The organism is uncultured Dysgonomonas sp. (assembly GCF_900079725.1).
In the GTDB taxonomy this organism is placed as follows: Bacteria; Bacteroidota; Bacteroidia; order Bacteroidales; family Dysgonomonadaceae; genus Dysgonomonas.
Genome location: NZ_LT599032.1, coordinates 532830 through 557247 on the forward strand (window position 1 = coordinate 532830; position 24418 = coordinate 557247).

20 protein-coding genes are annotated in these 24418 nt (G+C 38.7%); 7 read left to right on the forward strand and 13 right to left on the reverse strand.

Annotated elements, in window-relative coordinates; all coding sequences use genetic code 11:
• Positions 1–49: 49 nt before the first annotated feature.
• The 5 genes from dapA to gldG form a co-directional block, all read right to left on the reverse strand.
• A complete protein-coding gene (gene dapA, locus QZL88_RS02365; RefSeq protein ID WP_296938413.1) occupies positions 50–943 on the reverse strand; it encodes a 4-hydroxy-tetrahydrodipicolinate synthase in 894 nt (297 codons plus the stop codon).
• Positions 944–1026: 83 nt separating this feature from the next.
• The gene (locus tag QZL88_RS02370) at positions 1027–1452 is read right to left on the reverse strand and encodes a hypothetical protein (protein ID WP_296938414.1); all 426 of its coding nucleotides are present in this window, start codon (positions 1450–1452) and stop codon (positions 1027–1029) included.
• Between the two features lie 240 nt (positions 1453–1692).
• Entirely contained in the window at positions 1693–2835 is a 1143-nt protein-coding gene (galK, locus tag QZL88_RS02375) for a galactokinase (RefSeq protein WP_296938415.1), read from the reverse strand.
• Positions 2836–2875: 40 nt separating this feature from the next.
• Positions 2876–4873: an NAD-dependent DNA ligase LigA gene (gene ligA, locus QZL88_RS02380; protein WP_296938416.1), complete on the reverse strand. Its 1998-nt coding sequence runs from the start codon at positions 4871–4873 to the stop codon at positions 2876–2878.
• A gap of 407 nt (positions 4874–5280) precedes the next feature.
• Positions 5281–7674 carry a gliding motility-associated ABC transporter substrate-binding protein GldG gene (gene gldG, locus QZL88_RS02385; protein WP_296938417.1) on the reverse strand — a complete coding sequence of 798 codons (2394 nt, stop codon included), beginning with the start codon at positions 7672–7674 and terminating at the stop codon, positions 5281–5283.
• A 34-nt stretch (positions 7675–7708) separates the two neighbouring features.
• On the opposite strand from gldG, the gene QZL88_RS02390 reads away from it, so the two are divergent.
• The 3 genes from QZL88_RS02390 to QZL88_RS02400 are packed head-to-tail and all read left to right on the forward strand — an operon-like array spanning position 7709 to position 9863.
• Positions 7709–8524, forward strand: a complete 816-nt coding sequence (locus QZL88_RS02390) for a hypothetical protein (protein WP_296938418.1) — start codon at positions 7709–7711, stop codon at positions 8522–8524.
• Positions 8525–8580: 56 nt separating this feature from the next.
• Entirely contained in the window at positions 8581–8991 is a 411-nt protein-coding gene (mscL, locus tag QZL88_RS02395; RefSeq protein ID WP_296938419.1) for a large-conductance mechanosensitive channel protein MscL, read from the forward strand.
• Positions 8992–9020: 29 nt separating this feature from the next.
• A complete protein-coding gene (locus QZL88_RS02400; protein WP_296938421.1) occupies positions 9021–9863 on the forward strand; it encodes a M48 family metallopeptidase in 843 nt (280 codons plus the stop codon).
• Between the two features lie 207 nt (positions 9864–10070).
• Here the strand turns inward: QZL88_RS02400 and QZL88_RS02405 are convergent, their stop codons facing one another.
• The 4 genes from QZL88_RS02405 to QZL88_RS02420 form a co-directional block, all read right to left on the reverse strand.
• Entirely contained in the window at positions 10071–11135 is a 1065-nt protein-coding gene (locus tag QZL88_RS02405) for a glycosyltransferase family 9 protein (RefSeq protein WP_296938422.1), read from the reverse strand.
• 310 nt (positions 11136–11445) lie between these two features.
• The gene (locus QZL88_RS02410) at positions 11446–12999 is read right to left on the reverse strand and encodes a family 43 glycosylhydrolase (RefSeq protein WP_296938423.1); all 1554 of its coding nucleotides are present in this window, start codon (positions 12997–12999) and stop codon (positions 11446–11448) included.
• 72 nt (positions 13000–13071) lie between these two features.
• Entirely contained in the window at positions 13072–13584 is a 513-nt protein-coding gene (locus tag QZL88_RS02415) for a DUF2269 family protein (RefSeq protein WP_296938425.1), read from the reverse strand.
• Positions 13585–13611: 27 nt separating this feature from the next.
• Entirely contained in the window at positions 13612–16221 is a 2610-nt protein-coding gene (locus QZL88_RS02420; RefSeq protein ID WP_296938426.1) for a hypothetical protein, read from the reverse strand.
• 454 nt (positions 16222–16675) lie between these two features.
• Between QZL88_RS02420 and QZL88_RS02425 the strand changes: the two genes are divergently transcribed.
• The 4 genes from QZL88_RS02425 to QZL88_RS02440 all read left to right on the forward strand — a co-directional run bounded on the left by QZL88_RS02425 (position 16676) and on the right by QZL88_RS02440 (position 20031).
• On the forward strand, positions 16676–17185 hold the full coding sequence (locus QZL88_RS02425; RefSeq protein ID WP_296938427.1) for an RNA polymerase sigma factor: 510 nt from the start codon (positions 16676–16678) through the stop codon (positions 17183–17185).
• Between the two features lie 266 nt (positions 17186–17451).
• Positions 17452–18456 carry a helix-turn-helix domain-containing protein gene (locus QZL88_RS02430; protein WP_296938428.1) on the forward strand — a complete coding sequence of 335 codons (1005 nt, stop codon included), beginning with the start codon at positions 17452–17454 and terminating at the stop codon, positions 18454–18456.
• A 210-nt stretch (positions 18457–18666) separates the two neighbouring features.
• Positions 18667–19212, forward strand: a complete 546-nt coding sequence (locus tag QZL88_RS02435) for a hypothetical protein (protein WP_296938429.1) — start codon at positions 18667–18669, stop codon at positions 19210–19212.
• Positions 19213–19224: 12 nt separating this feature from the next.
• A complete protein-coding gene (locus tag QZL88_RS02440) occupies positions 19225–20031 on the forward strand; it encodes a metal-dependent hydrolase (protein ID WP_296938430.1) in 807 nt (268 codons plus the stop codon).
• Between the two features lie 252 nt (positions 20032–20283).
• On the opposite strand, the gene QZL88_RS02445 is transcribed toward QZL88_RS02440, so the two are convergent.
• The 4 genes from QZL88_RS02445 to QZL88_RS02460 form a co-directional block, all read right to left on the reverse strand.
• The gene (locus QZL88_RS02445) at positions 20284–21309 is read right to left on the reverse strand and encodes an aminotransferase class I/II-fold pyridoxal phosphate-dependent enzyme (protein ID WP_296938431.1); all 1026 of its coding nucleotides are present in this window, start codon (positions 21307–21309) and stop codon (positions 20284–20286) included.
• 188 nt (positions 21310–21497) lie between these two features.
• Positions 21498–22451 carry a TIGR01777 family oxidoreductase gene (locus tag QZL88_RS02450; protein WP_296938433.1) on the reverse strand — a complete coding sequence of 318 codons (954 nt, stop codon included), beginning with the start codon at positions 22449–22451 and terminating at the stop codon, positions 21498–21500.
• A 119-nt stretch (positions 22452–22570) separates the two neighbouring features.
• Positions 22571–23140, reverse strand: coding sequence for a hypothetical protein (locus QZL88_RS02455; protein ID WP_296938435.1), 570 nt, complete (start codon positions 23138–23140; stop codon positions 22571–22573).
• Positions 23141–23353: 213 nt separating this feature from the next.
• A complete protein-coding gene (locus QZL88_RS02460) occupies positions 23354–24406 on the reverse strand; it encodes a hypothetical protein (protein WP_296938437.1) in 1053 nt (350 codons plus the stop codon).
• Positions 24407–24418: the final 12 nt, after the last annotated feature.

Genomic DNA, 24418 nt, shown 5'->3' on the forward strand with positions numbered 1-24418 from the left:
CTCCAAATCTGCAACAGTATTTTTTACAAAAAAATTATCGAAACCTTGATCAGCACTTGATATTCAGCTCTATAAGAACATTTCTTATTTGCTCATATGTGGTAATACGAGTAGGCACAAGAGGCAAGCGCAGTTTATTTTCAATATATCCCATCATATTCAGCATACATTTCACTCCTGCCGGATTACCATCCACAAAAAGCAGATTGAATAATTCGTTGAAGCTATGATGTATTGTAAGGGCACTATTATAATCACCCTCAAGAGCAAGGCGCGTCATCCGGCTAAACTCTTTAGGAAATGCATTTCCTATAACAGAAATAACTCCTATAGCACCTAAGGTTATCAAAGGAAAGGTAACCCCGTCATCTCCCGATATAACGTCGAAGTTCTCGGGTTTACGCTTGATGATTTCGTCCATCTGGCTCATATTACCCGAAGCCTCTTTCACGGCAACTATATTCGGAAAATCATTGGCTATACGCAATGTCGTATCGGCAGTCATATTCACCCCCGTTCGACCCGGTACATTATATGATATAACAGGTAGGGGCGAAGCTTCTGCTATTGCCTTATAATGCTGATAAATACCTTCCTGAGAAGGCTTATTATAGTATGGCACAACGGAAAGAATACCATCGAGACCTGTATAGTTGTTCTTCTTTAGTTTCTCAACAATAGCACGCGTATTATTACCACCTTCACCCAGAATAACAGGAATATGGCCATTCACACGGCTCACTACCAGTTCTACAATCTGTTTCTTTTCATCTTCGGTCAGTGTAGGGGTTTCGGCTGTAGTTCCCAGCACCACAAGATAATCAGTACCATTTTGCAGTTGGTAATCGACAAGGCGAAGCAGTGCATCGTAATCCACACTTTCATCGTCTTTAAAAGGAGTTATCAATGCAACTCCCATTCCTCTGAGATTTATTCTAGGCATAAAAATAGTTCAAGACATTTGTCTTTTCTTCCAAAAAGACTTTCTGCATTTTGTTTGTGCAAAATTAAGAATTAATTTACACCTCAGCATACATTGTTCAGGTAAAATTTAACCTGTTCATATGTTTCAAGTAAATTTGTATCTTCCTCTTTAAGGATAATAAGGTCATAAACTTTAAAATCCTGCTCCCTGATACCAATGCAAAATTCTGCTGAATTATTTGCCAGCAAAAATAGCAATGTCTTATCATTCTTTGTTGTTAAATCAAACAATGTATCATACGACAGTTTCTCAAATTCATCAATCACAATAGAAGACAACCCCATCCATTTGGAAATATCTTTTTGAGCAATAAGCCTCACTTCAGATGGATATGCCTGATTTCCTCCATCTTTACCCGATTGGACCGTCCACAAAATAACCTCTTTACCCTTCTCTCTTAAATCCTGACTGATTTGAACGACTTCATTCCAATCTTCACGGGTAAATAATATGAGTATCTTTTTCATATCGTCCAGTTTATGAAAGATATGTGTACGTTTGTTGCTCTCAAGGGCAGCATGTATCTTCTTTTTAACCTTAAAACCAAACATATGATTAAATATATGGTGAAATATTATCTTAGTTATTGGTATAGTGTTTGTGTATGTGTGCTGTGTATCAAATTCCCCCGTTTAATATAAACGAGGGAACTATTAATATTAGTATCAATGGGCTTATATTTAGTTTCCTAAAATCCGGCCTGATTATTAAAGTTTTCTTGCGCCGTCTTTGATTACGACATCATATACTTTAGGCTTGATTTTGAACTTTTGCTCATAAGCTTCGCTCGCACGCTTGATAAAGCTATCGTGCAACTCATTCTTCACAAGGTTGATAGTACAGCCTCCAAAACCACCTCCCATCACACGTGAGCCTGTTACACCACATTGGCGTGCTACATCGTTCAGGAAGTCTAGTTCTTCGCAACTTACTTCGTATTTACGGCTCAATCCGATATGAGTTTCATACATCTTCTTACCTACAGTTTCGTAATCGCCTTTTTTCAGTGCTTCACAAGCATCCTGCAAACGTTGTATTTCTTCAATTACGAATTCAGCACGCATATAATCCTCTGCGCTGACTTCATTTGCCACTTCTTTCAGCATATCCAGTGTCGCATCGCGAAGCAATTCTACTTCGGGATGATATTTACGGATGTAAGAAGCTGCATTTTCGCACGATTCACGACGCTTGTTATAAGCCGAAGATGCCAATTCGTGAGCCACACAAGTATTAAGCAATACAAGACGGTATCCTACCGGATTGAATGGAACATATTCGTATTCCAGGGAACGACAATCGAGACGGATAAGCGACCCTTCTTTACCAAAACATGAAGCAAACTGATCCATAATTCCGCATTTCACACCTACATAGTTATGCTCAGTAGCCTGACCTATCAATGCAAGTTCGAAACGGTCGAAACCAAGGTTATACATATCGTTGATTGCAAAACCAAAGCAGCTTTCCAAAGCAGCAGAAGAAGACATACCTGCACCCAGAGGTACATCGCCTGCGAACACACAGTCGAAACCTTCAACTTTCTTTCCACGCTTGATCATTTCATTACATACTCCGAATATGTATTTACCCCACTGTTTGATTGGAATATCATCCAGTCCGAATTCGTCCATTTCGGACAAGTCCATAGCGTATGCCCTGATGCGATCCGGTGTACCATTCGGTTTAATCACGCAATACATAGCTTTATCTATTGCTCCGGGTAATACGAAACCACCATTGTAGTCTGTATGTTCTCCGATAAGATTGATACGTCCGGGCGATGTATATGTTACACCATCAGTCCCGTAAAGAGATTTAAATTTTTCTTGGATTGGTTTCAATTCCATGGTTGTTTTTTTTATTTAGGTTTATAAAAAATAAGTTTCTTTATTTTATCATTTCCAGAAATACTTCTTCGCTTATAACAGGTACTCCCAGGCTTTCAGCTTTTTCCAGTTTAGCCGGGCCCATATTATCACCGCCGAGTATGTAATTTGTTTTTGAAGAAATAGAACCACTGTTCTTTCCTCCGTTTTGTTCTATCATGGCTTTGTATTCATCCCGTGAATGTTTTTCGAAGGTGCCGCTGATAACAATCGACAAGCCTTTCAACTTCTCTGTTCGCTGAGAAACGATATCCTCACTAAGTTCAAATTGTATGCCAAACTCTCTCAGTTTATTTACCACTTCCACATTGCTTATTTCGCCGAAATACCTGACAATGCTTTGCGCTATCCTGTCACCTATTTCGTCCACTTGCACCAGTTCTTCTGCCGAGGCTGCCATAAGCGCATCTATATTAGGAAATGCAAGTGCCAGCTTTTTAGCCACAGTTTCTCCTACATAACGGATACCCAAAGCATAAAGAACACGGGCATAAGGTACCGAAACGGATGCATGAATACTATCTACAAGGTTTCTTGCACTTTTTTCGGCCCAGCGTTCAAGACGGGATACATCCTGCCATTTCAACGTGTACAGGTCTGCAATATTATGTATAAGACGTGCATTGTACAAATGCTCTACAGTTTCCGATCCTCCGGCTATATTCATCGCCTTGCGGGTAAGGAAATGCTCTATACGGCCTTTTATCTGAGGCGGGCATGATATGTCATTGGGGCAGTAATAAATTGCCTCTCCATCATCTTTCACTAAAGGAGTACCACATTCAGGACAGTTTTTAGTAAACTCTACCTTTTCATCGAAGATTCCTCTTTTGGTAGTATCTACCCCGGTTATTTTAGGTATGATTTCACCGCCTTTTTCAACATACACCTGATCGTTGATATGTAAATCGAGCAGATTTATATAGTCTTCATTGTAGAGAGAAGCACGCTTGACTGTGGTTCCGGACAGTTTCACAGGCTTCAGATTGGCTACAGGAGTTACAGCCCCCGTCCTACCCACCTGATAAGAGACAGATTCCAAGGTGGTCACCGCCTTTTCGGCCTGAAACTTGAATGCTATTGCCCAACGCGGAAATTTTGAGGTATAGCCTAAATTTCGTTGCTGCGCCAGCGAATTCACTTTCAATACGATCCCGTCGGTAGCTACAGGCAGATTTTTGCGCTCTATATCCCAGTAATGTATATAAGCAAATATCTCGTCCAGCGTCTTACATTTTTTTGTTGCATCTGATATTTTAAAACCCCATTCTTTTGCTTTCATCAGGTTTTCGTAATGTCCATCAGTCGGCAAATTCTCTCCCAGCATATAATAAAGGTAAGAATCGAGCTTCCGCGCAGCTACAATTTTGGGATCTTGTTGCTTGAGCGTACCCGAGCCTGCGTTACGCGGATTGGCAAAAAGCGCCTCTTCCTGCTCTGCCCTTTCTTTATTCAAGTCTTCGAATACAGACCATGGCATCAGTATCTCGCCGCGTATTTCAAATTCGACAGGGTAATCATTACCATGCAAACGCAATGGAATACTGCGAATCGTACGCACATTAGCCGTTACGTCATCTCCCTGTACGCCGTCGCCACGGGTTATCGCCTGTGTCAGTTCGCCGTTTACATATGTCAGGGATATGGATGTTCCGTCATATTTGAGCTCGCAAACTATTTCAAACTCATCATTCAGCCCTTTTTGCACACGGTTGTAAAAATCTGTCACTTCGGCTTCGGTATAAGTATTCCCAAGTGAAAGCATAGGATATCTGTGTATCACCTGTCTGAATGATTTATTGATATCGCTACCTACACGCTGAGTCGGGGAATTAGCATCGAAATACTCCGGATGCAGGGTTTCCAACTCAGATAATTCCTTTAATTTTTTATCAAATTCGAAATCAGATATTGTAGGTGAAGACAGTACGTAATAGTCGTAATTATGTTTATTCAGCTCTTCCCTGAGAGCATCTATCTGCTGTTTTATATGGTCCATTATTAATGCTAAAAGTGTATATACAAATATAGAAAGAAATAGGTTTACCAAACAAATAATTAGTTATTTTTCAGATTTGGCAGATATATGTTAGCAATAAACGGTTGTCAGTTAGCAATAAACAGTGGATGCGCATTTTCACTCCGGAAATTTTCAGCCCTTAACTTGGAACTATTTTCTAAAAACCTGACAAACTTGACACATTTCGCACTTTTTTTCATCTGTCAGTTTTTCTCCGTTTTACGATATCTCTATAACTTCTCCGCTAATATAAAAACTTGACAAACCTGACACTTTTTGTTATTTTTTAGTTTATCGCTTTCCATTCAATATTTCAATAAATTAGCGGCCTACCACCATACTATATATAGATAAATTTATTCTATTTTAATCAACTATAAAATAGCTTATTTTTCATACTTCCTTTTCCTGTAGATACAAATACCTCCCATAAGAAAAACCATAAACAAGACAGGAAACCCCATATTCAGCACCATATAGTTATCCCTGCTCTCAAAGGCTTCTTTCTTATTTAACAGATAAAGCCGCTGCTGCTTTGTCCGTAATGCCATCAATCCGTCCTCATCTGTCAGCCAGTTAACGGCATTTACGATAAAATCACGGTTACCGTATTGCTGTTGCGACACACGGTCATATCCCATTGGCAATACCCGGGAGTTTTGTCCCTGACCCTGTACTTCGTTACTGATAATATCGGAAGATGAAACAATTATCATTTTTGTATGTGTACTTTGGCCTGTACTTTTATTTACACCATGTACACTATCGGGTACCAAACGGTTCGTAAATGCCGAAGGAAACACACCTTCGAGACTTATCGCCACAGGCACAAACGGCTGATTGAAATAATTCGGCTTATCCTGTATACGCTCCACATCAAAATCAATTATTTCAGGAACCTCTAGTAAATGAGCATTTGCCGAACTTGTCAACAATATATCCTTCTTTATGGCAGGCGAATTATTCACCACATCTATGGAACTGGCGAAGCCTGCTTTTACATCTCTTATATTTTTAGTTACAGGATGGTTTGGAGAAGGAATCAGCAGGGGTTGAAAAAAACTGGGCAAGAGCGTCCCGGCCTGTGTCTTTTCATCGGCAATCAGATATGTGGATACGCACTGCCTGTCCTGTACCAGATCGGGGTTTATACGCACCCCGTAGGTAAATAACAGGTCATCAAGATTTACATCATTTTTCATTGTAGCCGATTGTCCTGTCAGGGCCAAATCCTTATGCGAATAGTACACGCCGTCTATCAGCCACAATACCTTCCCTCCATTCATTATATACTGGTCCATAATATACTTTTCGGCCTCGGTATATTTTGATAGCGGGCCGGCAATAATAATCGCGGCAAAGTCGTCCAATATTCCTATATTATCACCTATTTCGCCGCGATTGACAGAATAATATTTGGACAATAATTCTTCGGCATCGTATATGTATGTCCTGGGTAGTTCATTATGACCCTCTATAAAAGCTATGTTCTTAACATTCTCCTGATTCAACAGACGCATGGCATCAATAAATTCAAATTCCAGACTTTCAATAGATGCATTCAGGTTTTCTTCAGCCGTATTACCGGCTACATTTTTGAGAAGGGAAACCACCAATGTATCTCTCCCGTTTGTAAGTTGCGCATAGGGATAAATCATCTTTCGGCTAGCCTTCCCCTCACGGTCTACTTCGTTCAGCATGATACCGGTCATTCCGTTTGAAGCAAAGGATTCAAATGTTTCATCCAATGATCTGCCGCTTTCATACGGATTTATATATCTGATATCTATATTACCATCCGCATGGCGGTTAAAATCAGAAAGCAAATCTGTTGTAGCATCTTTCAATCGCTGAAAGCCATAATTTAAGTCGCCTGTCAGGTAAACATTCACCTTTAAAGGATTCTTTCCCCCCACCCGCTCCAGTATATCTTTGGTATAATCGTTCAATGTGTAACGTTTATCAAGCGTAAAGTCAACCCTGAAATTTGGGATAAAAAGAAACGCTATATTTAGAATCAGCATCGTCGATATCAAAGAAATCAGTATTCGCTGCTTATTCTGTTTCAGATACAAGATAGACAATAGTATAAATATAATCAGATAGTTTGCCACTATCAGCAGATCCCTTGTTTCTATTACTCCACGCTGCATCAGTTTATAATGTTCCGATAATCCTAAAGAAGCAACCAAAGCCAGTATTTTCCCTGAAAGGAAGAAGCCCGATAGCAGATCGAATCCATAAAAAGAAAATAAACAGAGAGAAACGGATACAATAAGCGCAACTACCTGATTCTTTGTGGTCACAGATCCCAATAATCCGATGGCAATAAATACCAAAGCTATTAATATCAGAGAAATATATGATGCCGCGATACTGGCTAAATCGATATTTCCTACCGGGTTCGACAATCGATACAATGAATAGACATAAATCAGAGTAGGCAGAAGGGTAACCAGCACAAAGACAAAAGTAGCCAGGAACTTACTAAAGTAAATTGTAGAAGCCTTTACCGGCCTGGCTTTCAGTATATCAAGAGTTTTAGTTTTCCTTTCTTCTGAAAACAAACGCATTGTCAGAGCAGGAATCAATATAGCAAATAAGACAGGTGCCAAGCCGAAGAAGTGGCTCATGTCCGCATATCCGCCATCGATAAAATTGTAGCTACCAGGAAATGCCCAATGCATTGCCCCTGTTATTAAGAGAAAAGCCAAAGCAAAAAAAGCGCCCGCAGGGGAGCAAAAAACAGACTTAAGTTCTCTTAATACTAAAGCTTTCATATATCTTTGTAAGAATACATTCTTTTACTTATCTATGACTAAACGGGGGATAAAGATAGTTATTTTATTTGTTCTGATAATCACTATTCTCATTGGCGGATGGCAGATGTACCAGAGATTGAAGTATAATAAGCAATCTTTCGATACAGACCTGTACAGTTATGTGTCACCTCAGGCTACGGAAGTAATAAATATAAACAGAGGATATAATTTCGAAAAGTTGTTTCTGTACGAACCGTGTCTGCCCCGGTTAATACAAACCCTAGGCGATAATATCCATTACCCGGTCATAATATCAAAGTATGCCAATGGAAAAATCCTGTTGGCGATGAAGACCAGCCATGAGCAGGAATACACAATAAGGGAACATATCGATAAACAGATATCACTGCCCTTCCCTCCTAAAATAGTAAAATATAAAGATGCTGAAATATATATACATGCACTAGCAAATAGTCAATTCCTTGTATATTCTTTTTATAAAGGGCTATTCTTTGTAAGCCATCATTACAGGCCTGTTGAAAACATTCTGGACTCTGATCCCGAAAACACATTCTTCTCCGGAGAAAAGTATAAAGAGATCATAGAAAAAGTAAGGCTTAGTGCACCTGTCAGCATGTATATTAAAGTGCATAACGATATGCTGGCTATAGAATACAATATACATAACGACACCATACAGATGGAAGGATACATCCTCAATCAGAATGAAAGTGATACCATTGGCCCTAACCGGGAGGTGATTCCTTTTATGATGGATCTGCCCGATAGTATATGTATAGAAGACTATACAATATCGAATGAAAATAAACCGGCGGCCGTTAAAATTAAATTAAACAAAATATATTAAGTTTGTGTTTTAATTTTAATTGTAGTATTTAACAAACTAAAACATATAAAAAGAATATGGCGGTTTTAAAAGAATTGAAGAATTTCATGATGCGCGGCAACGTGGTGGATATGGCTGTCGGTGTTATTGTCGGTGGAGCATTTGGTAAAATAGTATCATCTCTGGTGAGTGACATCATAATGCCTCCTATAGGAATTATCTTAGGAGGAGTCAATTTTACGGATTTGAAATTCGTGCTTAAAGATGCCGTTGGCGATGTTCCGGCTGTAAGCATCAACTATGGTACTTTTGCCCAGACTATCTTAGACTTTGTGATTATTGCAACAGCTATTTTCTTTGCCATCAAAGGTATAAATGCTTTACAGACCAAAAAAGCGGAAGAACCGGCAGCACCTCCTGCTCCGACAAAAGAAGAAACCCTGTTGACTGAAATAAGGGATTTATTGAAAGAGCAGAATAATAAATGATTATAACCTATCAAACTAAACAAACTATTATGGTAAAGAAATGTCTTATATTAGTTCTTGGCTATACGTTGCTCTTTACGGGATGCGGAAGTGTTCCTGTAACAGGACGTAAACAGCTGAATCTGGTTTCGAACAGCGAAGTGCTGACTCTTAGCCTGCAACAATACGGAGAATTTATAAAATCGGCTCCTATATCTACGGATAAAACGAATACTGCCATGGTGCAAAAAGTAGGCCGGAATATAGCTAATGCCGTAGAGACTTATCTCAAAAACAATGGTTATGCCGATCAGGTAAAAGATTACTCATGGGAGTTTAATCTGGTAAAAAGCACTGATGTAAATGCATTCTGTATGCCCGGCGGAAAAATCGTAGTATACGAGGGTATATTACCTTACACTCAGAATGAAACCGGATTGGCCGTCGTATTAGGACATGAGGTTGCACATGCCGTTGCAAAGCATGCTAACGAACGTATGAGCAACCAGATGGCTACGCAATATGGCACTGCGGCTGTCGGAGCTGCCCTTGGCGGAACATCTGCCGTTACGCAACAAGTAGCAGCTGCAGCCTTAGGATTAGGGGCGCAGTATGGAATCCTGTTACCATACTCGCGTAAGCAAGAACTTGAAGCTGACCAACTGGGGCTTATATTCATGGCTATGGCCGGATACGACCCTAGCGCCGCATCTGCATTCTGGCAACGTATGGCCCAGAACGGAAGCAGTACGCCGGAATTTATGAGTACCCACCCTTCCGATGATACCCGTATCAAACAGATACAAAAAGACCTTCCTGAAGCTTTGAAATATTATAAAGGAGGTACAAGCAAAACAGGCTCGGCTAAAACATCGAACAAATGGAGTTTTTGATAATATACTTCTGATAAAAACAAAAGGAGGCTATCCCAAAAGTATTTTTTCAGATCATTTTGTCATGTTGAACGGAGTGAAACATCTCGTATCCGGAGGGTCGAGATTCTTCGTTACACTCAGAATGACAAAGAGGGTAACACTTTAATAGTGTAATATTACTTTTGGGACAGCCTCTTTCGTTTTTAATCCGATAAGGAAAGTAACCTATTTCTTCATTCCAAGTATTTTATCTGTGGCAGCAACTATGTCATCAATATCCATAATATTTGTATCTATAGCCACACTTCCATCATTATAGGGCTTATACTTCTCTATATTTGTAACAGAAAACAATCCAACAACAGGAGTTTGCGCTGCGCTTGCCAAATGCATAATACCACTATCTGCACCGATAAATACTGCTGTATTATTAATAAGAGCGGTCATCTCACGAATATCCCGACTATAGTATGATGGAGCGTGAAAGTCTATTTGTGAAACATTCTCGATAGGTAAAACTTCCAGAATATTGTATTTTTCTCCATATTCAGCTTTAAGTCTATCATAAGCATTGAGCCACCAATCTTTTGAATAACATTTATCACCTGTAGCGAAAGTGTAAATAGCTATTGTCTCTCTGGCTTTATCTACCAAACTATCTAATATTTCTTTGCCTGTAGTAATTTCGGCGGAACTCAATCTTATGTCTAAGACCGGCATGGGTTTTTCTATATCCACATCTTTAAATCCTAACTGTATAAGATTGCGCCGAAAATTATATACCGGAAACTTCGCCATATGTTCGTAATCTTCATACTTTGCCCGAAGATCTTCTTCTACATCATTGAAGAATTTAAACCTGGCATTTGAAAACTGTGTAGACAACCTCCCCGACGAGGAATTCTTATCTACATTAATTACGATGTCATAGCTATACCTTTCTAAAGAAAACCAGACTTTAATGTATTTAAATAATTCCTTGAAAGGCTTTTTGGGCAATCTGATTATCCGCTCGATACATTCATAGTTCTCGAACAAAATAAAAGAAATGTTTCCCCTTACAAACAGATCAATCTTACAATTTGGAAATGTATTGGAGATTTCCTGTACCAAAGGAGTTATCAACAATTGATTTCCTAACCGGCTGTTTGGTCTTGAGATTAAAACTCTTCTAATATCTGAACTAGATATACCATGGGCATCCCTATTAAGCGCAGAACGACCTATATTTTTGGTCAATCCACGCATGATGGCCCGTCTTTTGCCATTTACAACGCTTTTAAAGCTCATATGTTATTTTACTCAAACTCTCTGGCAGCAAATATATGAATAAACACTGCAATGTAAATCACATTTTATCAGAAAAAAAATCGATGTAAATAATATTTTATACTGAGTATTTTACAGAGAAGATACACTGCCGATTTAAAAAGATATACCCTCGAATATTGCTATGCAATTACCATCATCAGATATTTATAAAAATTGGGGCTAAACCTTTTAAGCTCGCCCCAACCTGTTGATAAAATGATCAATAAAATTAATTGTATATCTCTATGCCTACAAACTATAATGTGTCTAATAAAATTTAAATAATTACTTAATATTTATTTTCCACATTAAAGTATCCGAATACAGCCTTATTATCCGTCCCATTATTTTCGGTAAGCAGGCCGATACGCAATCCGCGACCCCATTGTGGGAGCCCTGTTATATCTACCCGTTGATCACCGGATGGAAAGATATGCCACTCAGTTTCGTCCACCGACCAATAGAAACGGTATAGTCTGGCATTTATGGCTTCAGCTTTTAACATTACAGATTGATAATCGCCGAATGGGGCTGAATACAATTCTGTTTTTTGCCCTTTCTCCAGTTTGAACAGCTTTACGTCTTTACCTTCAACGCCCCATGCATAGAGATTTTCAAATCCACCATATATAGTCAGTCCTTTAAAGTTGGAACCTGCAGCATTTACCATCGTAGTCATAGTATAATTACCTGTCTGGACATTTATTCCCCGAAAGACAAGGCCTACCTTGTTATTTGCTAAGATCAGTGAGCCGTCAGCCTTCTCTGTCAACGGTTTGGATAAATACATATCCCATTGCCAATATTTATCTTTTCCATCATCTGCAACAGTAAAGTCGTCATAAAAATCTATATTCCTCTCTTGCACAGTCCCTTTGAATGGAACCGGAGCCTGGGCTGTCGGAGTATCGCCATATCTGAAATAAGGCCATCCTGTTGCATCATTCCACACAAGCTCGTCTAAAAGGGCCTGGCGGCCTACATATTCGAAATCGTAAGCATTGTATGCGTGATAGAGGTAAAAATATCTGTTATCGGGAGTCTGCACAAGTGTACCATGCCCCGAGCACCGCCAGTCTTTACCGCCCTGCAGTATCGCGTTAGGCTCATATTGCTCCCATTCCCCCCTGAGGCTTTTTGCACGGGCAACATGTACCCGGTAATCGCAACGATTGTCACAGCATCCACCGATGGAATAGAAATGGTAATAGTAACCGTTACGTTTCACAATACATTGCCCTTCATCGCCACGCCCGATCCAGCCTTTAGTATGATCGGTGAGTGTAAAATGTTCTCCTTTAAGAGACAAACCATCAGCCGACAACTCCGATGCCAGTATTTCTATCGGACGATCTTCGAGCCCGTAAGCCTTCCATGTGATATAAAGCTTACCGTCATCATCTTTGAATATATAGGCATCTATCGCTTCCTTCCCCCATTCTATAAGCGGGCCATGGTCGGTAAATCCTTTTGTAATATCTTTAGTGGTAGCTACACCTATGCACGATATGTTGTCACTCTTCTTACGGGCAGTGTAATAGACAAAATATGTACCATTATTGTAATACAGTTCCGGAGCCCAGCAGTCACCTTTAATCCATGCCGGATGCTCATTAAACACAGCGCCTATACGCTCCCAATTTACAAGATCTTTGGAATGAAATGAGGGATAACCGGGTGCAAACTCGGAAGTTGTCCCTGCCGCATAGTAATTGTCACCTACACGGATTACCGTAGGATCCGGCAAGTCACCTGCAATCACCGGGTTACGGTATGTCTGCTCTATATTTTGGGCAAAAAGAGAGACCGAAATAAAGAATAATAAAAAGGTCAATTTGTACATAAATCGTTATATTAGATAAGTGTTCATTCAAATAAGGATGTTTATTTCTAGTTGTCCGGACGCACAAGAAACCTATTTCTTACCTGTTCGGTCAACCATCTTCTTCCAAGGTTTCAATACAGATATTATAATAAAACTAAGCAATATCGTTGTTTGTACTGTTCCCCAGATACGCGTCATTTGCAGATTATGGAAATAGTCGACGCTGGAGAGTATATCCTGCCCTAAAGTCTGTGCCAACTCCACATTTCCGTTTATCCAAGGGCCTAATACAAATGTACCGAATAACACCTGAACAATCGTCAATACCCACTTCACTGTCAGCCAGCGGTGTTTGAAGAATCCCCATTTCGTCCATATACCATAAACGACACCTATCAGTATATTTCCCATCGCACCGGGAATAATCAGGTAATCGTCTATTATTTGCAGCATACGCGAAAACGTATACAGTTCATCACCCGTTTCGGGCTTACTTGTCAAAGCCAGTATCGACATAGCCAATGCTCCGCCAATCCACATAATAGCAAGAAAAAGATGCAGTATTTTCAGGTACTTTACACCTTTGGGCCCTAGTGTTTTCATGGTTACTGTTTTATTTACCCAAAGATATCAAAATCCCATTCCTAAACCAAACATAAAACGGAAATCATCTCCCGAACCAAACCATGAATATTTAGTGGTTATTTTATTGATTATGGTTACCCACGCACCCCCACCATAAGAGGCATGCCATTTTTTTGAAGATTCGTGCGGATACCACACCCGGCCAAAATCGAATCCTGCAAATAAACCATATTTAAGGGGAGTAAACGGATTCTTTATTTTTCCCATATCTATGCGTAAATCTGAATACTGATAGTAAGATTGTCTGCCGATAAACCGACTATCACGATACCCACGCAATTCGGTAGAAGCCGATTGATAAAACTCATACTTATCATTAAAAATGACTTTACCTTTCAGATTCGTAGCCCAGGTAATCCTGTCGGTAAGCTTAACATTGAGTGCCAGATCGAGTTCTGTATAAGGGAAATTGCGTTCCGGATGAAGAATATTCATCTTCCATCCGGCAGTAAATGACCCGGTAAAAGTAGGAACAATATTGGAAATCTTCTTATCTAATTCATACGACACACTCAAATCTGCAAAGTAACGGGTATCGAATATGGAATAATCATTATTGTAGTATTCATTGATATACCTGCCGTCGACTTCTTTTACTTTAAATATTTCGAATGCGGTTGATAATATGAGCTGATGATCTTTCGCCAGCGTATAATGAAAGGATGGAGACAACGAATATTGCCCCACCTTCACTCGATTATATACTTTCTTTTCATCTTTAAATCCATCTGTATTGTTCCCAAATCCAAAGAAGTTGGAGAAGTTTGTCGGAGAACCGACAAAGGCGTCTAAATAAATACTTTTGCGATCGTCGTACATCGGGAAAATACCTTTATACATAAATCCTTTCAGATAGTTATAACCTATACGGTGCTGATACGAAAAAGGGGAGCGTTTCAGTCCGTAACGGGTATATGTTACAAAACTACCTAAGCTCAGCCCCCAGTCAGAGTCATATACTCCCCACGGACTGAACGAAACACTATTGTAGCGCGTCTTTTCATAATCATAATCATGTATCTTATCATTGTCCGTGATGATCACCTTCGCATCCTTAACAGAGTCTAATCCCTGTTTTTGAGAATTATATCCAAGTATTTTTATTTTACTCTCAGATTGCATACTATACCTGTTATCTCCTTTTCCTCCCAAGACATACAATGGTATCTTATTTCTTTTATTCCCCTTCACTTCGAAGCTGTCATCTCCATTCAAGCCGTACAACCATATTTCCCTTGAGTTTCTTTTCGTGTATCTGTGCCTGAACACAAGTTTATCAGTATTTCTGTTATATATGTCGACCTGTATACTGTCTCGATGAAATTTATCTATTATAAACTTATCATTATTATTCGTACCGGTTATTACAGGATTGAACTGCAATTCTTTATAATATTCCATTGCAATCTCATCGAGTTTATCCCTTCGTTTCTTTAATTTCTGCTTGATCTTATTTATTTCCTCGCATTGTATTTCTTTAGGTAATCGGGCAAAAGCATAATCTACTACACTGTCAGTCAATAAGTTTTTCAGATATTGCGACTGCCGGAGCCAGTCTTTCTGTTCACTTTGGGCAGTCAGAGCCACATCAAGCGTAAAACCCAATTTATTGAACTTTTTCAGATTGCTGATATGATCTTTATAGTCAGATATAAAACCGAGAGAAAGTACACTCAACATTTGACCTGTCAGCAAGCCATCCACTTTCATAAAAGCATGGCTACGATCTATAACAATAGGTTTATACACAATCTTATCATCCGCTACACTTCTCTGCCAGTTCCAGTTCTCAGGTGTCTTGTTCCAGTCTCCGATCAGCATATCAAATAAACGTTCACGGATATAAAGATCCTGATCAACAACATGAGACTTATCATCTTGCAATTTTTTCAGCAGATCACCTGTGCTAATGATATCTTTTCTTGTGGCAAGATCAGGGACATTCATTATACTTACAAGCTTATCCTGAATTTCCGTACCATCTACAATAGTATCAGACGTAGCATTACGGGCAATATAATAAAGGCGTGGATTATTTGAATTCAAATCCAAAACTTTAGCCATATAGTCGGAAGCTATAAATGTATATGGATTTACAATAGTATATGCATCTCCTATAAAACTATCGAGATACGTATCCTTAAAATCATCTTTATTATACATTTCCTGGAAGAACTCGGATTGAAGAAAGCTGGACGATCCGCTCAAAGGCTTCACCAGATAGTTTCGACCATTTTTATCAACCATATAAAGCCCATGAAATTCCGGGGCCTGACCCGTCACTTCGAGGGTTCCGAAGAGGGAATTCAGGGTAGAAGAACCCACCGAAACAGGAATCGTATATAACTCTCTGTAATGTTTTCCCCATACAAAGTCATAAACGCAGTTCCGGTTTTTCTTCTGCTGTGAATAAATGGATTTCCGTATTGTATCGCCCGAATATAAGGGAATTGTATCATTATTAGCCCCTCCCGTCTGTGCCGACAAGATTGCAGGCAAAAATAACTGAGATATCGAAAAGATAAATAATAATATAGCTATATATTCTTTGTTGTGTTTCGACAAATTATTCACGATTAAGTATTTCTTATACATATTAAATAACCAAAGTTACTATTAATAGAGACTAACACCCTAGATGCTACGGCAAAAAAAATTGAAACAACGATTCTAATTAAAATTAAACTTTCTAATAAAGCTGGATCAACTTATCTTTAAGCTACTATTAAATAAAACGCATTAAAAGAACAAAAATTATCAATCACTTGTTCTGCCATTTTAAGTTAATACATTATATCTTCACGAAAAATGATTAAAAACAAGAAAACTGTATGTTAATTAACATAATTGATATACTTATATATAAATCAAATGTTAATATAGTTATCCATTGATTTATTTATTGATTACTAGCAATTTATTTATATCAATATTTAACATTTGATCGATATTTTTTAGTTGTCTATGCAATCAGTTACAAAAAAACATATATCTTTGCAGTGTCAAAAACGAAAAAAAATTATAAAACATTTACAAAAACAGAAGAGTAATGGAAACTAGCAAACAGACACTGGAACACAACTTGGTACAGATGCAAAGCAACATGTTAAACTACGCATTAACCCTGACAACCAACCGTGATGACGCTAAAGATCTTACTCAAGAAACTACACTGAAAGCCTTGAGTAATATAGACAAGTATTACGATAATGTCAATTTCAAAGGATGGGTTTTTACTATAATGCACAATCTGTTCATAAACAATTACCGCCGCGTAGTACGCACACAAACGGTTTTAGACAACTCTGACAGCCTGTACCAATTAAATATGCCGCAGGAATCAGGCTTCGATTCCCCTGAAGGCTCTTTCACATACCATGAAATAATGAATGTCCTGGACACTTTCAATGACGATTACAAAACGCCGTTTTCTATGTATTTTACAGGATTCAAGTATGATGAAATAGCCAAATCATTAAACTTGCCGCTAGGTACAGTAAAAAGCCGGATATTTTTTGCACGAAAAAGGCTGCAGGAGATTCTGAAAGATTATAAATAATTTAGTAAGTAAGCAAATAAGTAAGTATTAGTTAAGTCTTGAAGCCTTCCGGATACCCCCGGAAGGTTTTTTTCATATTTACGAAGCAACAACATATACCTTTTTATGCAAACAGTACACAACAGATAGAATCACTTTTTGAAACACCTTCTCCGTCAAGGACTTTTTCTGACAGTTTTAAACCCTAATACAAATAATTTTCGTAAATTTATAGCCAGTTAAAGATACTAAGTATTAATCGGTCTGGGCAAAAGACAATTGATTATATGAAAAATGATTTTAACAAAAAAATCGTATCTGTATTTAACTCATACTTCCCTCAAGCAAAAGAACTTGCGCACTATTTAATGGACATCCTCGATTTGAGCCGCGAATCAGTTTACCGCCGGCTCAGAAGCGAAGTACCTTTCTCGTTTGAGGAAATTTGTATAGTTGCGCAGGATTTGGACTTATCGATAGATAAGCTTATCGGATTAAAAAATACAGATACGGCGCACTTTGATCTGAAGATGCACCAATGGGTAAAACCGGAAGACGTTTTTTTGGAAATTCTACAAGATAATATAGAAATCATGTGGAAGCTTCAAAAGGTCGACACATTCAGAATGTATTTTGTATTGAACAGACTTCCATTTTGTTTTACGCTAACACAGAAAATCCTATCAAAATTCTACTATTATAAGTGGTGTGTAAATGTACTGAAAGGTGATGTAGATTGTAATTTCAGTAACTTTACCGTTCCGGACATAGTATATGAAAAGCACCAGCAATATATAATGAATGACAACTTACTGACCGGTGAGATGATCATGATATTAGATGAGAATATATTTCTTTATATGATAAAGGAAATCGACTATTTCCGGAGGCGCGGTTTACTCAACAACAACGATCTGATGGATTTACAACAAGGATTATCACAGGTTGTAGACAGGATGGAACTTATGGTACGGACAGGCACCGGCAGCAGTGGTGCAAAAATACGTATCTACTTATCTGCTATAGACATAGAACCTAGTTATTTATATGCTGAATACGGAGACAAGGTTTCCGTCAGTTTTTGGTCTCCACAAGCAGAACTGGCAACTACCCACAATCCGGTGTTTTGTGCACAAAAAAAGGAGTGGATCGAATCCCTTACCAGATACACAACCCTCATCTCTCAGTGTAATGAAATGGAACAAACGTCTTTTTTTAGCACGCAGCGTTCTCTTATCAATGCCATGGGGGCAGGAATACCTACAATAAAACAAGAGGTATTGTATAGATAATTTTATATATAAGTCAGATGATGCCACTTTACTTTCATTTAAGAATGTGGACTCAGGCTCCCGCTTCGTGATTACGGAAGAGAAAGTTTAAAGTAAATTATGGAATCGGGTCATATCGTACTCTATATATAAGCTTATATTCAAATTACAATGTACACTGATAGAACATTTATCGTATATTTGAAATATTATCATACAAACTCATTGCCAATGCAAAAAAGAGAAACCGACATAGTATACTATTCGAACAAAAGACAGGACTATATTTTCGGTACTATCTTTTTATTCATTACATGTGCCTTTATTATCTTTTCATTTCTTTTCATTTCTGACGGAATCAAAGCAGTCCGCATCGAGTCGGCAAAAGACAGTACAATTGGTTCTATAGCAGGATTTGTGCTTATTTCCTTATTATTTGTAACAATAACAATGTTGTTTGGGATAAGAGCTTATGCCAACCTTTTCAAGAAAATAGAAATAGCCCGTCTTGCGGACGATGGCCTGTTTTTCTCCGAAATGAAGGGACAGATGCAAATTCACAAAAACTATGTCGCATATGCTAATATAGGCAGGGCATACATAAAAAAAAATAAATTAACAGGCTCGACGGTTATCATAGAGAGTAACGATGAAATACCCGTACCACTGGGCTATATAAACACTTTCTTATCGCTGGCAAACAAAGAAGCTCTTATAGAAAGTATAAATGAGCGCGTAAATACAACATCAGCATCAGCGCTAACTCAACCCGAATAACGCCCCCACCCTATGGACATACTTACCCACGCCCTGTCAGGAACAGCCGTAGCAACCTGTGCTTCAACCTTCGTTAAGACGACACCCTTAAGAAAAGCAAAAATAATACTGGCCGGTACTCTTGGCGGAATGCTTCCCGATATAGATGCCATCAGCATGTGGTCGCGTTTCGATACTACATTGGGTGAATTCTTCGGGCTCTCTGACACTGGCAAAGTTGTCTATAGCAGTAAATTCTGGTATTCGCATCATGCATTCTTTCACTCGTTGCCGGCCAGTATCGTTCTAGGGATACTACTTATCGTTAGCATTTATCTTATACAGAAATCATTAAAGAATAAAGATCTACATTTTACCGGTTTTATGAAAGACCATTCGATCTACTTCATAACCTTCGTTCTGGGTTTCTGGGCGCATCTGGCAGGAGATCTGCCTACTCCCGCTTCGGCTTGGGGAGGAATAGCGCTCTGCTGGCCGGGAGAAAACTATACCGGGGGATATGGGAAGATATGGTGGTGGAATAATTATGATATATTTCTGCTAATTACATGCTGTATTATCATTAATCTTATTATCTCCGTATTCAAAATCCTGAAGAATAAATCAAAGATAATTACCTCTACAGTCATATCTCTTACTTTCATCTTTATACTTATACAGATAAATAGCCGGCAATATGATTATGCCTATACAAAAAGTACAACAGCAATTTATGCCGAAATGGAACAAAACTCAAAAAAAGAGCAGGAACGTATATTGGGGAAACACCTGTATAAATTGATGGATAAATTTGATCGCAGATTGAAAATTCACTTTTAAATTCTCCTATTTAAAAGGTCGGATAATGTTAACAGAAATTAAAAACAAGAACAGCCCCACCAAACGGACATCTGATTTACAGCACAATAATAGCACCTCAATATTTTAACACTGTTAATTCGAAATATACAGCGAACATTTTACCCTTATAATGGTTTTATGTTTGTGTAGTTTTGTAAAGTTTGTGTTAAAGTTGGGAAAGTCAGCGATGTGATGTTGCGGACTTTTTCGTTTTATATAAGTAAGGATGATCTAATCCTTTTTTTTCAGTTTTTCTACAAATTCATCTACTATAGTCTCCGGGGTAGCCCATGAGGTAATAAATCTTACAGCTGTTTGCTTTTCGTCCACAATACTCCATACCAGGCACCCATAATTATCCTGCATATACTTTAGTAATTCGTTTGGTAATATCGGAAAAATCTGGTTCGTATCCGAATCAATAAGTAGAGAAAATCCTTTTGCTTTGAATGCAGCGGCCATTTTTGCCGCCATACGATTGGCATGGTCTGCCAGATTAAAGATCAAGTTATCCCGCAACAGCTGATCGAACTGTATTCCCATTGCCCGGCCTTTTGCAGTAAGTGCCCCCCGCTGCTTAAGATGGAATTTGAAATCTTTCTTCAATTCAGGATTTGTTATCACAACAGCCTCGCCAAGTAATGCTCCGCATTTAGTACCTCCAATATAAAACACATCGGTCAGTGCTGCTATATCTGCCAAAGCCATATCGTTAGAGGGGGCGGTCAAAGCCATCGGCAATCTGGCCCCGTCCATAAACAAGATAAGATCGTTAGCCTTACAAAACACATATAAATCAGTTAGTTCTTGTTTTGTATATACTGTCCCCAGCTCTGTAGAATTTGATATATATACGACCCTCGTACGCACCACATGATGCCCTCTTATTTTATTCAGAAACGGCTCTATATCTGCAGGGCATAATTTCCCGTTACTTGTGTGAGCTGCTTCAACCTTGTGTCCGGTAGCTTCTATAGCTCCGGCTTCATTTACATAAATATGCCCTGTGCTGGCAGCTACTACCGATTCGAAAGGGCGAAGGATAGAGCCTAATACGGTAAGGTTAGCTAAAGTCCCTCCCGAAATCATATGCACATCAGCATTACTATCGGTTAATTCCCTGATCATTCTTTCAGCATTGCGGCTATATTCATCGTCGCCATATCCAGGTTGCTGAGAATAATTACTTTTTGTCAAAGCCTCTAATATAGAGGGATGGCATCCTTCTGCATAATCGTTTGCAAAACTGTATATCATCTTTATTTGTAGTTATTAAGGTCACAGACCAATTCATTGATTCATTAAGTTAAATCCAATGACTAGTCAGAGATTCTAAGACTATCATTAAATATTTACTTTTACTTAATTGCCTACAAATGTAATATCTTAACAGGAAAAAAAGGAATGTAAGGTATGAAATAAATTATATATCCAATAAATGGCAATTAACCATTTGTGCTCTTTTGAGAACCGGACCCGACAAGTTGCTTTTTATACTTTCTTCCTTTCAGCAATGCGCTCAATGCCTCATCCAAATGTTCGAAAATAAAACGATAATGCAGATCGGTAAGATGCTGGGGAATTGCCCGCTGACCATCTACAACCATCGTGGCAGCCTCACTCATTACAAGTTTCATCATAAATGCAGGCATGCGAAATATACGAGGTCTATAGAGGGTAGCTGATAATATATTAGAAAAACGCTTATTTGTCACCGGATTGGGAGCTGTAAGGTTGAATATACCCTGAGCTTCGGGCATATCCATCAGGTAGATAATGGCATTCACCATATCCTGTATATGTATCCATGATATATACTGACTACCTTTGCCAAGTGTACATCCCAAGCCCAAGCGAAAAGGCAAGGTAAGAATAGCCAACATCCCACCCTCCTTTGATAGAACGACCCCCGTACGCGATATGCAGACCCTCGTCTTGTTGCTTTGAGCTGCCAATGCCAATTCTTCCCATTTTTTGCACAATTGATGAGTAAATTCATCGTTAAACCCTGACTTCTCAGTCAAAATATTATTATCCTGCGCACCATAATACCCGATAGCCGAACCGGATATAAATACTTTAGGAGGTATGTCACTGGCTTTTATCAACTCTGTGAGCCGACGGGTTATATTCCAGCGGCTATTGCACAAACGCTCTTTCTGCTTTTTAGTCCAGCGTTTCCCGATAATAGGCTCTCCCGCCAGATTTATGACAGCATCGTACCCATCAAGAGACTTCATAGCTTGCAATGAAGTACAGAATTTTGCCTGTTTTTCGAGCTTCTTCTCAGCCTTAAGCGGATTACGGCTCAGAACCATAACATCATGGCCTTGCCTAATGAGTGTCTTAACCAAAGCTGTACCAATCAGCCCTGTGCCTCCGGTAATAAAAATATGCATAGCTGTCTTTTTTTGAGCAATGAGTTACTTATCTACTATAAAACAGCAATATACATCTTAATGTTTACCTGAGTCCGTTAATGTTTTCTTTTTTATTACGGCTTTTGATTATGAACTTTCTATTTTCCATAAATGTAGTCTTTCAGCTCATTCAGTTCATAGGCAATCTGATCTTCCCATTCTTTTTGCTTAACCGGATCGCTTGCCGAATTGGTTTCCTGAGTATATTTACTTCTGCGATCGAGAAATTCCGACATCACTTTCCAGTTCAGCTCATCAGCAACCTTAGTTCCCGAGATCAACAATTTTCGATTTTCTTTTAGCGCTTTTCGGAGTTCACGAGCATACACTTCACTCAAATCGAAAAGCGTTTGCTGGTAAAGTAAATATTGTTGTACATTACCGGTAGTATCGATCTGCGAAGTCGATTTAACCATATAATTACGAACATTTTTATTGAAATTCTTACTGACAAAGTTAAAACGGCTCACATCATAGTCGATGGCGAAATCTGCCGAAGTGGCTCCGCTTTCCAGATTCTTTGTTTTGATACCAAAATCATCAACAATCAGCTTTTGTCTGTCATTCCAATATATTCTGTCGTCATCCTTTTTTTGAGAATAAGCAGCTGCAAAAACGAGAAGAAAAAAAGTCAGGATAAGTAGTCTTTTAGATTTTAAAAGTTCCATAGCGGTATCATTTTATCGTTTAACAGATAAATGTATGGAAAATGCCAATATAGCAAGGCTAAAGGTCCATTATAATTATATTGAATAACAAAATAAAACTTATTTTTGCATACATTAAACTTGAGAAATTCTCTCTTGCACCGCAAAATCCTTTTTATATTAATTATATGCCTTTATTTACTTATCGGAAAAAGCATTGCTGTATACACCCTTTTATTCTGCAGGCATAGGCGGCATCAATTTACAGCATCGGGCAAGTATCTGCAACCCATTCATCTGAAAAAGTGTCTGATTTTTCACCCTCATAGAAAAATCCCTGCATAAAATAAAAGAAAGTGTAAGCAGAGGAAACAATCCTGTATTATTCATTGACGAACCATTAGATAGCCAACCCGGACTTTGTCCCGGTATTGTCCAACCCCTCATACTGAAAAGATAATCTACAATCCAGGGTCTTTCTATATCAGCCCGCGTAAATTTCAGACTTATATCTACCTGTTCATTATCCTCACTCATGCAAGTAAAGGATGTATCAGCCCAATTGGATGCAACATCGGCGGGTGAGGCAAAATGAAGTGGCAATATATTTGATGGGCAATAGGTAAGCATCGGATTATCTACACTGCTCTTTTCCAGTCTGGCCACCAAAGAGTTTGCATATAACAAGACCCGTTCTACAGGCAAGGCAGTACCACCGCCCGATGTATATAACTTCAATTTTCCTCTTTTTACCAAGTCTTCATTCTCAGTTTCTATCTGTTCTATTTGTTTTGTGCCTACGATACCGGATATGGTCAGCGATTTAATCTTTTCCTTAGCCCTTTCCACCGATTTAATACGCTCCGAATCGTCCGGTTTCATTTCCGGCAACTGTTTTTTTATTTCTTCAAACTCTTCATCAGATAATATCCCATCTGCACTTCCATTACTTACCGCCGTTTTTGTACTACGCACAGGCTGAGCAGGCAAGATCAAATTACGATAAACGCTTTCTACCGTGTTGTTGGATGGAAAATAATTATCACTCCACATCGGAATAGGATCTACCAGTGACGAAATATTTTCTATAGCCATTTGGCTTCCATCCGGATTATTTACCGACCAGGGATTAGCATACTGCGATTCTTCCAGAGCATCGGGAGGCCATGAGAATAAATATTTGAGCTGATCGCCTGCCGTACCCATAAATGACTGGGTTATAAATCCGTCGATGAGCAGAGCCCTCAGGGCCCGCTGTACGTTAGAGTCTTTTATGATTGGATTCATTTATGTATTTAT